Raw genomic sequence first — 12365 nt, 5'->3', positions numbered from 1 at the left:
GCGACGAAGGGAGCGCCTTGGGGCGCGTGCGGCCAGCGGGCTTCGATGACGCGGCGGGGTTGCCGCGTGGGCCCGGGGCTGCAAGTCTTTCGGACGAAAGAAGCGGCAGGGAGGCGCGGATGGGCTACGTTCTGGCCATCGACCAGGGAACCACCTCGACGCGGGCGATCCTGTTCGGCGAGGACCGGGCGATCGTGGCGACGGGACAGGAGGAGTTCCGCCAGCATTTTCCACGCTCGGGCTGGGTCGAGCACGACCCCTCGGACCTGTGGTCGACCACGGCCGCAACCTGCCGCGAGGCGATGGAGCGCGCCGGCGTGCGGGCGGGCGAGATCTCGGCGATCGGGATCACCAACCAGCGCGAAACGGTGGTGCTGTGGGACCGCAAGACCGGCCGCGCGGTGGCCCCCGCCATCGTATGGCAGGACCGGCGCACCGCCGAAATGTGCCACGATCTCAAGGAGCAGGGCCACGAGGCGATGGCGCGCGAGCGCACCGGCCTGCTGCTGGATCCCTATTTCTCGGCCACCAAGCTCGCCTGGCTGCTCGACAACGTCGAGGGGGCGCGGGCGAAGGCGGAGGCGGGCGAGCTCGCCTTCGGCACGGTGGACAGCTGGCTGATCTGGAACCTCACCGGCGGCGAGGTGCATGCGACCGACGCCACCAACGCCGCGCGCACGCTGCTCTTCAACATCCATGAGCAGCGCTGGGACGAGGAGATGCTCCGCCTGCTCAGGATCCCCGAGAGCCTGCTGCCGGAAGTCCGCGATTCCAATGCGGATTTCGGAATGGCGCGGGCGGACCTGTTCGGCGCGCCGATCCCGATCCTGGGGGTGGCGGGCGACCAGCAGGCGGCCACGGTCGGCCAGGCCTGCTTCAAGCCGGGGATGCTGAAGTCGACCTACGGGACCGGCTGCTTCGCGCTGCTCAACACCGGCGAGAAGCCGGTGCTGTCGGAGAACCGGCTGCTGTCGACCATCGCCTACCGGATCGACGGCAGGGCGACCTATGCGCTGGAGGGCTCGATCTTCATCGCGGGCGCGGTGGTGCAGTGGCTGAGGGACGGGTTGAAGATCATCCGCCATGCCTCTGAAACCCAGGCCCTGGCGGAGAGCGCGGACCCGCACCAAGAGGTCTACCTGGTGCCGGCCTTCGCAGGCCTCGGCGCGCCCTGGTGGGACCCGGACGCGCGCGGCGCGATCCACGGGCTGACGCGCGCGACCGGGCCGGCCGAGCTCGCCAAGGCGGCGCTGGAGAGCGTGGGCTACCAGACGCTCGACCTTCTGGAGGCCATGCGGCGCGATTGGCCGGGCAGCGAGGCCGACACGGTGCTGCGCGTCGACGGCGGCATGACGGCCTCGGACTGGGCGCTGCAGTTCCTGGCCGACATGATCGAGGCGCCGGTGGACCGTCCGCGGATCCTGGAGACGACGGCGCTGGGGGCGGCCTGGCTCGCCGGCTCCAAGGCCGGCGTCTGGCCGGGAATGGAGGAGTTCGCGGCGAGCTGGAAGCTGGACCGGCGGTTCGAGCCCTCGATGGAGGACGCCGACCGGGCGCGGAAGGTGGAAGGCTGGCGCGACGCGGTGCGCCGGACCCTCACCAGCACCTGAGCATCGGGGCGCAAACGCATGAGATGACGGGGAAACGCGGGCAAAGCGCCCGCGGTCCCTCCGCCTGCGGGAAGGGACGGCGCTTGGCGCAGGCCAGCGCGCGCTCTTAGGCGAAGCCGATGGAAAGCGCATAGGCGCGCGAGGCGGAATTCCCCTTCAGATCAGGCGATTGGCCGACCGTCTTGCGGCCTGTCTCCCTGTTTCGGCGCGACTGGGGCAGCCAAGCGGCGCCGTGCCTCGCTCGTCGGGGTTCCCAGCGTTTCCAAGGGCATGATGCCCGAAGTTCGACCGGTTCACGCGCCGGCGGGTTCCGGCGCGCCGGGAAGCTCCAGCAGGGGGGCTTCGCTGCGCAGCCAGTCGGCGAGGGTCTTCGCCGTCGCGGGGGCGCGGCGCACGCCCAGGGCGCATTCCCAGACCACCGCGACCCGCCAGCCGGAGGCGCGCAGCGCCGCGACGGCCTGGCCGTCGCGCTCGACGTTGCGGGCGAATTTCGGCAGCCAATAGTCGGTGCGTGTCGCAGGCGTGGTGGCGCGGGCGCAGCCGGGGTGGCGGTGCCAGAAGCAGCCGTGGACGAAGACCGCGGCGCGAAAGCGCGGATAGACGAGGTCCGGACTGCCGGGCAGCGCACGCACGTTCAGGCGATGGCGGAACCCGGCCGCGTGCATGGCGCGGCGCAGGCGAAGCTCCGGCGAGGTGTCGCGCCCCTTCACCGCCGCCATGGTCCGCGAACGCGTCTGGACGTCGAACACGTCGGTCATCGGCTCTCCCCGCTCCTGCGCCCAGAGAAGGGGCGCGGGAGCGGGGGGTCAAGGCGGGGCGGCCGCGGCGCCGGTGGACGCCACGCGCCGACGCCGGGTCAGGCGGCGGCCTCGGGGAGGGTGCGGGCGACCTCCTCGAGCTGGGCCGCGGCGGCGCCCCAGCCGTCGTGGAAGCCCATCGCCTTGTGACGCTCGCAGCCCTCGTCGCAGAAGTGGCGGGCGCGGGCGGTGTAGATCGTGCCGCCGGCGCCGTCGGCCTCGAACTCGATCAGGCCCACGAAGAAGGGGTTCTCGGCGATCTCCCAGCCCGGGCGGAAGGCGTCGGTGAAGACCAGGCGGGAGGGGGGGACGACCTCGAGATAGACGCCCTCGTTGGGGAAGCTCTCGCCGTCGGGGCCGCGCATCACCATCGAGGAGACGCCGCCCGGGCGCACGTCCAGCACCGCGTCCGTGGCGCGCCAGGGGGTGGGACAGAACCATCGCTCGAGCAGCGGCGCCTCGGTCCAGCAGCGCCACAGGGCGGCGGGCGGGGCGGCGAGGCGGCGGCGGATCACCAGCTCGCGGGCGGAGGCGGGTTCGGCGTCGAGGATCTCGGGCATCGGGGACGTCCTTGGTGGATCAGGGTGTCGGCGGGGTCGGCGGAGACGGGATCTCGGCGCGCAGCCGCGCGGAGAGATGGCGGAGCAGGTGGTCGACGCTCTCGCGCGCGAGGGACGCGTCGCCGGAGGCCTTGGCGAGGATGAAGGCGCCCTGGATCACCGCCTGCACGTGGCGCGAGAGGCCGGGCGCCTCGGCGGGGTCCTCTCCGGCCTCGGCCAGGGCCTCGGCGAAGTCGGGCTCGAGGGCCGCGGCATGGCCCAGGATCTCGGCGGCGGCGGCCTCGCGGATCGCGGGGTGGGAGGCCCAGACCTCCTGCGTCAGGGTTCCGGCGTAGCAGGTCCAGGCCTCCAGCGGGCCCTGCATGATGGCGCGGCGGAGCGCGACGTAGCCCAGCACGCGGTCGGCGGCGCGGGGCAGGGCGCGGAAGGGCGCGTCGGCGAAGAGCCCGTCCGCCCGGCGGCCGAAGTGGTCGGCCGCGGCGACGGCGAGCGCCTCCTTCGAGGGGAAGTGGTGGAAGAACGCGCCCTTGGTGCAGCCCGCCGCCTGGCAGAGATCGTCCACCGAGGCACCCGCATAGCCGCGCGCGCGGAACACCGAGAGGGCGGCGTCGAGCAGCGCCGGCCGCGCGTCGCCGCGCTTGATGCGCGGGCGGGAGGTTGGGGCGGAGGCGGGGCGGTCGGTCATCGGGGCGAGTCCTTTCGGGTGGAGGAAAAATACCGACTGGTTGGTTGTTGTTTCAAGCGGAAAGTTTGGGGGAGGGGCGACGGCGATGAGGCTGGAGCGCGCTGCGTGGGCGCGGTCAACCGGAGCGCGCCAGGCTCGCCGACGAGCGGGATGGACCGTGGAGAGGCGGCTTGCGGGCGACGAGCGGCCGAGGACCGGGCGAGTCAGGCGATCCGAGACGGGAGAGAGGATCGGCGCCCGGGCGGCGATCTCGAGGCGGCGCGCCTCGCCCGAAAGATCGAGGACGGCCGGGCGCCGGATTCGCGTCACGCGATCACGCCGGCCAGATGCGCCGGGCGTAGCGCTCGGCTGAAAAGGCGTAGACCGCAATCGGGCCCGGGTCGGCATAACGCCCAAGCTCTCGCGGTTTCGATTATGGGGGGGCAAGTGGTGCCCGGGGGCGGCATCGAACAAGCTGAACATAGCGGTTCGCAAGACCTCCAAGTCCTTCTGTTTTCCAGATGTTTGCGGTTCCCCTCTTGACCGAACTGAACCATCGCTGCGCATAGTTTCGCGTCGATCAGGGGGGGCTGAAAGGTGGGCCTTGGGTACTTTTCGGCCCTCGAGGATGGGTGGGAACCGAACCGTGCTGCGCAGCGCGCTGACCCAGATGAAGGCGAAGAACCTGGCCGCGGGCAAGCACGCGGACGGGCAGGGCCTGTGGCTGGTCAAGCGCGACAAGGACGCCGGCAAGTGGATCCTGCGCGTCACGATCCACGGCCGGAGGCGCGAGATGGGTCTCGGCCCATGGCCCGACGTGTCGATCGCGGAGGCGCGGAGCCGCGCCGAGGACGCACGCCGGAAGGTGCGGGATGGCGAGGATCCGGTCGAGGCGAGAGCCTCTCACCGCCGGCGCGCGAAGCGGCTCACCGTCAAGGAAGCGATCCTGGGCTGCTTCGAGGCTCGGCAGGCGGAGCTCAAGGGCGACGGTTCTGCTGGACGCTGGCTCTCCCCCATGACCGTGCACGTCATCCCAGCGATCGGCAGGCTCGCCGTCGAGGACGTCGACCAGCACGTGCTGAAGCGGATGATGGAGCCGATCTGGCACGACAAGCCCGACACCGCCCGCAAGGCGATGAACCGGATCAACCTGACCCTCAAGCACGCGGCCGCGCTGGGGCTCGACGTCGACCTCCAGGCGCCGATGAAGGCTCGCGCCCTTCTCGGAAAGCAGCGGCATGTCGTAGAGCACGTGCCGTCCATCCCCTATGCGGAGGCCCCGGCGTTCTACCGGATGCTGTGCGGGAAGACCTACATGTCGTGCTTTGCGCTGCGGTTCCTGATGCTGACGGCGGCGCGGACCAGCGAGATCCGCTTCGCGCGCCGCGACGATCTCGCAGGCGAAGTGCTGATCATCCCGGCTGACCGCACCAAGACGGGGAACGAACACCGGATCCCGCTCGGCGAGGAGGCGCTGCGCGTGGTCGCGGAAGCGCCCCGCGTCGGCGATGGCGACCTGCTCTTCCCCTCGCCCAGGGGCATGGTGATGTCCGACGCCACCATGGCACGCTTCATGGAGCGAGAGGGGTACGCGGCCCGGCCGCACGGTTTCCGGTCGACCTTCCGCACTTGGGTCGAGGAATGCACGGACGCGCCATACGAGGTGAAGGAGGCCTGCCTCGGGCACGTGGTCGACGGCGCGGTCGCGCGGGCCTACCAGCGTTCGGACCGCCTCGAGCGGCGGCGAGAGCTCATGGATAGATGGGCCGGTTTTCTGACATCGTCGTGATGCAGACGGCCCGTCAAAATCGTCGTGAGTTCGACCGATCGAGCCGTCTTTCATTTTTTGAAATTTCTTCTTTGTATTAATTTCTGGATATTCTTCTCTGAGTATTATTAGTGTCGGATATCCCGACATCCAGATGTCGGGATATCCGACAACCAGCTGTCGGGATTCCCGACATCAGGATTTCGGACGCTTCGAACCGCTGATCCGGTCGACATGCAGTTCGTAGCGGTTCGGCCTGCCCTGTCCCCGCTTGGATATCGAGATGTAGCCCTTGCGGCTGAGCTCGCCGACGTACTCGTTTACCGTCTGGCGCGAAACGCCGATGTCGTCGGCCAAGCGCTGCTGGCCGGGAAAGCACTCTCCGTCGTTCCACTTGTACGAAAGCATCGCGGCGTAGGCCATCTTGGCGCCCATCGAGAGTTCTCGCGTCCGCAGGATCGCATTCGGCACCTGGGTGAAGCCCTTCTCGGTGAAGGCGTCGGCGCCGGTCAGCACGATGTTCTTCTCGGCGAGCAGCTCGAACATCGCCTTCATCTCGCCGCTGCGGAATTCGTTTTTCATCATGATATCATACCAAGCGGCTCTCATGGTCGACGTGCCGCTCCCCTCTCCGATCGTGGTCCTCGGCGGCCCTTGACGCAGCGTTGCGCTCGGCGGTCAGCCGGAAGGTCTCGATGACGCCTGTCAGCGCGGTGGTGGCGTTGCGGCGATCCTTCAGCTCCTCGCGAAGGAAGCCGACCTCCTCCTTCAGATCGACCACGTGCGCCTCCAGCGACGCGATGATCGTGTCGCGGACGTCCGGCGTGGCCGATGCTTGCGCGGTGTTCGCGTCCCGGTCCGAACTGGTTCGCACCGGATCGGCCTGGTCCGGACCGGTCCGCACCGGTTCGTCGACGCGCCGGGCCTCGAAGGCGAGCTCCTGGGCGATCTTGCGGTCCAGCGAGCTGCGCTCGATCAGCCAGCGATCGCCGTTCTCCACGTCTTCGCGCCGCACCTCCAGCTCGGCGCTCTCCTGCGTCTCGTGGGAAAGCCGCGCCCATTTCCGGACGGTCTTCGGCGTGCGGGGGAGGCCTTCGGCGGCGCAATGGGCCACCGCCTCCGCGACAGTGAGCCAGGGGGCGAACCCGCCCGAACCGGTCGGCTCCGGTTCGAACCGGTCCGCACCGGTGAGATCGATCAGTTCCATATGCTCGAATGATACCACGGCCGAACCGGGGAAGGTGTCCAAGCACCTGTCAAGATTGTGGAAATCCAGATCCATGGTAGAATTCAGACATGACCAACCTCTTCGAGCAGGCCGTCGCCTGGGTCCGCAGGCTAGACCCGGCCGACCGGGACATGATCGCGCTGTCGATCCTGATGGAGCCGTCGCTGACCGAGCTGCGCGCGCGGCTTTCCGAGGCCGACGCCGAGCTCGCGGAGGATCGCTATCTTGACGACTGCGACGCTCTCTGGGAGGCGCGCCTCGGGCGGGCGGAGCGGACCATCGACTTCTGAGCCTATGCGCATCTGCCTCAGCCCCAGCTTCCTCGCCGACCTCGACGACATGACCGATCAGGCCGCCCGCCATAGGCCGGCCGACGCATCCGTCGCGCTCGATCACCTGCGCGCCGTCTGCCGCGAGGCGCTCGCGCTGCACCCGACGCTCGGCCGACGCCGGCCCGAACTCGGCCGCCGCCGGCGCAGTCTCCCGGTGGGGGACCGCACGCTGCTCTACAGCCACGACCCCGACGCCGAAGAGCTCCGCCTCGACCGCCTGCTCGGACATGAAGAGACCGCCCTCCGTTGAGAGGGCGGTCTTTGTGTTGGGCGGCCGCTCGGCCGTCAGTACTCGCTCGCCAGCATGATCGTCAGCACGCGCCGCGTGGCCGACGCGATCGACGGATCCGGCGAGGCGCCGCGCATGCGGCGGTCGTAGGCGTCGATCTTGAAGACCAGCTTCTCTCCGCAGACCTCGAGCGCGCCGAAATCGTGCTCGCCATGGGGGTCGTTGTCCAGCCCGAACCCGTCGAAGCACCGGATCGCCTCTCGCGCGGCCTCGAGAAAGGCGGGGCCGAGCGCGCGCACGCCCTCGGTGATCACCACCATGCCCTCCGCCCCCGGGTCGCCGCGGCGGAGGGCGTCGTTGAGCGCGGCGATGCGCCGGCGCTTCAGGTCCTCCTCCTTCAGCCAGACGAACCGCGTGCTCTCCTCGCAGGCCTCGCAGAAGGCCTCGTCGAAGGCGGTCCGCAGCTCCCAGATCCCCGCGCCGGGATTCCAGGCCGCCCAGGCGTCGTGGACGACCTTCTCGGAGCCGCAGCGCTCGCAGGTGGGCACGGCGTCGATCGCGCCGATCAGGTCCGCGTCCTCGGTGACGTGGGTCATGTCGCTCTCCTCGCTTGGGCCGCGTCCGAGACGATCTCGGGCGCGCCCTCGGCGGGGAGAGGCGGCGTCCGCGCCTATCCAAACACATCAGCGAGGGGGGCGGGACTTTACACGAACGGCGCCGGGTTGTGTGGTACAACACACACGTTCGGGCTTCGTTGCCACAATGCCAGAGTGGCCATGGAGAAAAGCAACTCTTGTGATCAATCGCCGTATTTCTCGACCAAAATCGGCTGCATCGAATAGCTGACTGAGACCGGGGCCTGGCCGTCGACATACCCCACCTCCTGAACCGAACTCAGGGCGATCATGGCCCCGGTGATCCAGACCGGGGTGAAGAGGCCGTTGACCTCGACGCCTTCGGGATAGACCACATGCACGATCTGGTTTGCCGGGGGCGGCGGGGTGTGGACGCAGGCGCCGACGGTCGGCACGAGGAGGAACTCGACCGCTTTGCGGTCCTTCAAATCCAAGGGCAGCACATACCCCGGAATCCTTACCGTGCCGCCGACGAGATCCTCGTTCACCGCCGTGGCCGCCTCCTCGCGCTCCTTCATGATCGCGAGGCGCGCGGCGAACAGCCCGTCGACGTCGATGCCCGCCTCGGCCAGCTCTGCGCGCAACGCCTCGGCGCCGGCGCGCGCGTCGGCGTCGCCGTCCCGCGCGGCGCGGGCCTCTAGCCGCAGGATCCGGCGCAGCGCGTCCAGCTGCTCATCGGCGAGCGCTGCGAACGGATTTTTGATCGTGGCGGCCGGAGGCGCGAGCATGTCCCAGGAGATATCCCTCGGTTCGGACGCCTGGGCGAGCGTAGGCGGCGCGAGGCAGGCGAGCATCGTGAGGAGCCGCAAGATTCTGAACATCGGAACGCCCCTTTTTGCTGGTGAGTCACAGCCGAACCGACAGCCCGTCGGCCAACGTCATCCGATAGACCCGGACCGCCGGGATCAGCGAGGCGAGAAGCCCAGCGCAGAAGATGATCGCGAGCGTGGTCGCTTCGCGCGCGCCCAGCAAGTCCACCCCCAGCCGCACCCCGAAGCGGGCCGACAGGATCGGATCGGCCGCGAGCGTCGCCAGCGTGAGCAGCGCCAACCCCAGCGACAGCCCGGCTGCGGTGAGAAAGGCCGCTTCCGTGACGATCAGCCCGAAGATCCGGGTAGGCGTCGCGCCGACGGACCGCAGGATCGCGAATTCGCGGCGGCGGGCGTCGAGGGTGGCGGAGAGCATGACCACCATGCCGATCATGCCCGCCACGGCCACGGCCCATGCCATCAGCCGCATCCCGCGCTCCGCCGTCCCGGTGATGCCCCACAGCTCGGTCAGCGCGACCGCGGGAAGGACCGCGCTCAACGGATCCGAGGTTCGTTCGTTGACGGCGCGCTGCAGGCCGAGAACGGCCGCCCGGTGGGAAAGCCCCAGATAGACCGCATTGATCCGATCCGGTTCGCGTCCGTGCACAGCCCGCGCTGCGTCGTGCGCATCTTGATCGTCGCGCTCGGCGTTGTCTCCGTCTTCGTCATGGTTCCCATGATCGTCGAAAGACATGGCCGTCGGGTCGAGCGGGTCGGCCGGAGGCGCCTCCGCCTGCGCGTGGAGGGAACCGAACCCCTCGAGCGTGACGAAGACCATCCGGTCGACGGCGGCGCCCGTCGGCGCGAGCACGCCGGAGATGGTGAAGGGCGCGTCGTCGTGAAGGTCGAAGGACGCCTCGCCGGAGCCGTGGGCCGAGACGATGACCGAGCCTGGGACATACCCGAACCGCGAAGCGACCTCAGCCCCCACGACGGCGGCGTCAGGCTCACCACGGGGAAAGAACGCGCCCGCAGCCAGCGACAACGGCTGGCCTCCGGAGTGGCGGAAATGCTCGAAAAACGCCGCGTCCGTACCGACCACGGGAAATCCGCGATGATTGTCTCCGATCTGGATCGGCACGGCCCAGGCGATCTCGGGCCTGTCTTCAAGCCACTCGAAGCTCTCCCATGTCATGCCCGTTCCGGTGCCGCCGACGCCGAAGACGGTGGCCATCAGGATCTGAACCGGATTGCCGCGCGGCGCCACGATCAGATCGATCCCCGACGCCGAGTTGGCGAAGCTGTCGCGCGCGCCGTCCCTGAGCCGCTCGACACCGAGGATCAACGCGACGCTGAGGCTGATGGCCAGCACGGTCAGCGCGGCGACGAACCGGCGGTTCCACAAGCTGCGCAGGCTGAACCGCAGCATCAGGCGGCGTCCTTGTTCAGGTCCTGGAAATCGACGCTCCGGTCGAAGTGACGCTCGAGGCTGCGGTCGTGGCTCACGAACAGGAGCGCGGATCCCGCGGCCGCGCATTCCCTCGCCAGCAGGTCGACGAAGGCCGCCGTGGCCGCCTCATCCAGCGCCGAGGTCGGCTCGTCCGCCAGGATCAGGTCCGGCTTGCCGATCAGCGCCCGCGCGGCGGCGACACGCTGCTGCTGCCCCACGCTCAGTTCGCCGGCCTGCCTCGTCGCCAGAGCCGGATCGGACAGGCCCAGCTCGCCGAGCAGCCGCCGGGCCGTCGTCGCGGGATCGTCGCCGGCGCGCTTGCGACGGCGCTCGGAAAACCTGCACGGCAGCAGCACGTTCTCGAGCGCGCTCAGCCACGGAACGAGATTGAACACCTGAAAGATCATGCCGATGTGATCGACCCGGAACCGATCCCGCGCACCGCCATTTACCGCGCCTACATCCTTGTCCGCGATCAGGATTGCCCCCGGTGAAACATCCACCACGCCTGCAATAGCCGAGAGGAGCGTAGATTTTCCGCTGCCGCTGGGTCCAAACAAGAAAATCCGCTCACCCTGAGCAAGCGACAGATTTAGTATGCGCAGCGTCACATTTTGTGAGCCTGGCCAATTAAAACTCAGATTTTGGACGTGCAATGCCCTCATTCGATACACTCAACTTGGCTGCCTTGACACAGTCCTCTTAGTCCGATGCGCCAAAAGCCAACTACATGTATGAAGCAGCTGGAGCCAAGGGCCGGAGCCACGTTAAGGTAGGCCGCCTCCGCTTTGATTTGATCAACAACGCCGGCTCGAAGCATAATGAAAAATTTCCTTTGGCAGCGTGTACCTGTAGAATTTTTGCTAATTCGCAACAGAAAAAGTTGTTTCTTTGTCGAGAGGGTAGATGGGTTCCGTCAACTGAGTGTGCTCGAAAAGAGTAATGTCGCGACTGGTGGCTCCGGGAACATCAACGATCAGCACCTTGTCGGTGAAATTTTCATAGAACGCTCGGAAGTGATTCCCGCTTTTGACACCTATGACGTCATATTCCTGGATGGCGATGCCATGTGGCCTCGCTTGTGAGTCGTCATAAGCCTGGACCAGGCCGGATATGACGATGACATCCACCGTATCCGAGATGATAAGCCTGACTGAGGGGCCAAACGTGTAAGGAATACCGTAAGCGGTTCCCCCGCGGACGAACTCGTAGCCATCCGAAATCGACTTGACATAGGCTTTGGTTTTGATCGGCTCGCCCGCAATCGGCTCAAACTTGCCACCGAGGCTCACATCGATTGTCGCTCCGACACCGGCAGCGACTGCGGCCTGCGCGGTTTCCGGATCGTGTATGGAAATGAAGGCGACTTTACCCAAGCCCTCTGTTTCCAAAAGGGCCCTCAGCAGGTGCGTCCCCGAGCCGCCTGCCCCACCACCGGGATTATCCGCAGCGTCCCCAATCACAATCGGGGTATGATCGATGATATCGCCCTTGGTCGGCTGTTTGCGTTCGTAGCGGCCGTCTCTGTCGAGCATGGCCAGTACGCTGTTCATCGTCGTGTCCAAATCATTCAATGGATAAAAGGCCTCTTCCCTGTGATCCCATATCCACTGTGACAGTTCGTCCACCAGTTCTTGCGCCAGCTGAGCGTTGTTTTCGGTGGTGACCATCGGGTACACGCCGCAAAAATCGGTGTCCTGGTATGGGAAACCATGCATTACAGAGCAATTGAGAACACCGGGACGGTTTTCGATCTCAATACACTTTTCCTTGAGCCGATTTCCAAAAATGCCTTCCTCTTCTGTATTACTGAGCGGCATCATCAGCGGCACTTTGCGATAGGCCGGGGTGGGATCCGACTCTCCAGCCAGGATCGCAGCGGCACGATACATGGCATCGCGTGCAGCTTCATTCATATCCAGATGAGGATATTTTTTGCATGCACTGAAGAAATTCATATTGTTCTTCATCTTGTCCGTGATCTTGCCATGCAGGTCGCCGGACCAGACGATCATCGTGTCCTTTCCGACAAGTTCACGGACGGACTCCGCCAGATCTCCTTCAAGATCGGGAGTTCTATCCACAACACCTGCACCGTGTAGAGCGAGGTAAACGATATCCAAAGGCATCGCTGCTTTAAGTGTGTCGAGCATTTCTTTTTTCGCATCACTCCAGAATTGCGCATTCACCAAACCAAAGCTCGAATCTGGTCCGTATATGAGAGCGTGTTTGAGAAGCGGGATTCCCTCGGCCTTGGCCGTATGATTCATGGGGCGTCGACCTTCACCAACCCGGATCGACGCCTTGCCCTCCCGCCCCGGCTACGCCACCGACCTGACCGAC

At 67.0% G+C, this 12365-nt stretch carries 14 protein-coding genes; 4 read left to right on the top strand and 10 right to left on the bottom strand.

Translation table 11 applies throughout. The annotated features are described in order from the left end of the window. Window positions 1-119: 119 nt before the first annotated feature. The gene (gene glpK / locus P2H44_RS03840) at window positions 120-1610 is read left to right on the top strand and encodes a glycerol kinase GlpK (RefSeq protein WP_275762122.1); all 1491 of its coding nucleotides are present in this window, start codon (window positions 120-122) and stop codon (window positions 1608-1610) included. A 293-nt stretch (window positions 1611-1903) separates the two neighbouring features. Here glpK and P2H44_RS03835 read toward each other — a convergent pair whose 3' ends face one another. The 3 genes from P2H44_RS03835 to P2H44_RS03825 all read right to left on the bottom strand — a co-directional run bounded on the left by P2H44_RS03835 (window position 1904) and on the right by P2H44_RS03825 (window position 3652). Beyond that, a complete protein-coding gene (locus P2H44_RS03835) occupies window positions 1904-2368 on the bottom strand; it encodes a very short patch repair endonuclease (RefSeq protein ID WP_275762121.1) in 465 nt (154 codons plus the stop codon). Between the two features lie 98 nt (window positions 2369-2466). Beyond that, window positions 2467-2967 (bottom strand): SRPBCC family protein, encoded by a 501-nt coding sequence (locus P2H44_RS03830; protein ID WP_275762120.1) that lies wholly within the window; start codon window positions 2965-2967, stop codon window positions 2467-2469. A gap of 19 nt (window positions 2968-2986) precedes the next feature. Continuing rightward, a complete protein-coding gene (locus P2H44_RS03825) occupies window positions 2987-3652 on the bottom strand; it encodes a TetR/AcrR family transcriptional regulator (protein ID WP_275762119.1) in 666 nt (221 codons plus the stop codon). Between the two features lie 625 nt (window positions 3653-4277). Between P2H44_RS03825 and P2H44_RS03820 the strand changes: the two genes are divergently transcribed. Next, window positions 4278-5420: a tyrosine-type recombinase/integrase gene (locus tag P2H44_RS03820; RefSeq protein ID WP_275762118.1), complete on the top strand. Its 1143-nt coding sequence runs from the start codon at window positions 4278-4280 to the stop codon at window positions 5418-5420. A gap of 174 nt (window positions 5421-5594) precedes the next feature. On the opposite strand, the gene P2H44_RS03815 is transcribed toward P2H44_RS03820, so the two are convergent. Further along, on the bottom strand, window positions 5595-5981 hold the full coding sequence (locus P2H44_RS03815) for a helix-turn-helix domain-containing protein (RefSeq protein ID WP_275762117.1): 387 nt from the start codon (window positions 5979-5981) through the stop codon (window positions 5595-5597). A 7-nt stretch (window positions 5982-5988) separates the two neighbouring features. Next, window positions 5989-6681 (bottom strand): hypothetical protein, encoded by a 693-nt coding sequence (locus P2H44_RS03810; protein ID WP_275762116.1) that lies wholly within the window; start codon window positions 6679-6681, stop codon window positions 5989-5991. A 14-nt stretch (window positions 6682-6695) separates the two neighbouring features. Between P2H44_RS03810 and P2H44_RS03805 the strand changes: the two genes are divergently transcribed. Both P2H44_RS03805 and P2H44_RS03800 read left to right on the top strand, forming a co-directional pair. Continuing rightward, complete coding sequence (locus tag P2H44_RS03805) at window positions 6696-6917, top strand: hypothetical protein (protein WP_275762115.1); 222 nt, start codon at window positions 6696-6698, stop codon at window positions 6915-6917. A gap of 4 nt (window positions 6918-6921) precedes the next feature. Continuing rightward, a complete protein-coding gene (locus P2H44_RS03800; RefSeq protein ID WP_275762114.1) occupies window positions 6922-7209 on the top strand; it encodes a type II toxin-antitoxin system RelE/ParE family toxin in 288 nt (95 codons plus the stop codon). A gap of 35 nt (window positions 7210-7244) precedes the next feature. On the opposite strand, the gene P2H44_RS03795 is transcribed toward P2H44_RS03800, so the two are convergent. From P2H44_RS03795 to P2H44_RS03775, 5 genes are all read right to left on the bottom strand, one after another. Next, on the bottom strand, window positions 7245-7784 hold the full coding sequence (locus P2H44_RS03795; RefSeq protein ID WP_275762113.1) for a DUF3768 domain-containing protein: 540 nt from the start codon (window positions 7782-7784) through the stop codon (window positions 7245-7247). Window positions 7785-7987: 203 nt separating this feature from the next. Next, window positions 7988-8644 (bottom strand): DUF3299 domain-containing protein, encoded by a 657-nt coding sequence (locus P2H44_RS03790; RefSeq protein WP_275762112.1) that lies wholly within the window; start codon window positions 8642-8644, stop codon window positions 7988-7990. Window positions 8645-8669: 25 nt separating this feature from the next. Next, window positions 8670-10001 carry an ABC transporter permease gene (locus P2H44_RS03785; RefSeq protein ID WP_275762111.1) on the bottom strand — a complete coding sequence of 444 codons (1332 nt, stop codon included), beginning with the start codon at window positions 9999-10001 and terminating at the stop codon, window positions 8670-8672. After that, entirely contained in the window at window positions 10001-10633 is a 633-nt protein-coding gene (locus P2H44_RS03780; protein WP_275762110.1) for an ABC transporter ATP-binding protein, read from the bottom strand. Before P2H44_RS03780 ends, P2H44_RS03785 begins: the two co-directional genes overlap by 1 nt. A 252-nt stretch (window positions 10634-10885) precedes the next feature. Further along, the gene (locus P2H44_RS03775; protein ID WP_275762109.1) at window positions 10886-12292 is read right to left on the bottom strand and encodes a M81 family metallopeptidase; all 1407 of its coding nucleotides are present in this window, start codon (window positions 12290-12292) and stop codon (window positions 10886-10888) included. Window positions 12293-12365 lie beyond the last annotated feature (73 nt).

The organism is Albimonas marina, from assembly GCF_029223255.1.
GTDB lineage: Bacteria > Pseudomonadota > Alphaproteobacteria > Rhodobacterales > Rhodobacteraceae > Albimonas.
The sequence above is the reverse complement of the archived record's forward strand: the minus strand, read 5'-3'. Positions and strand labels throughout refer to the sequence as shown.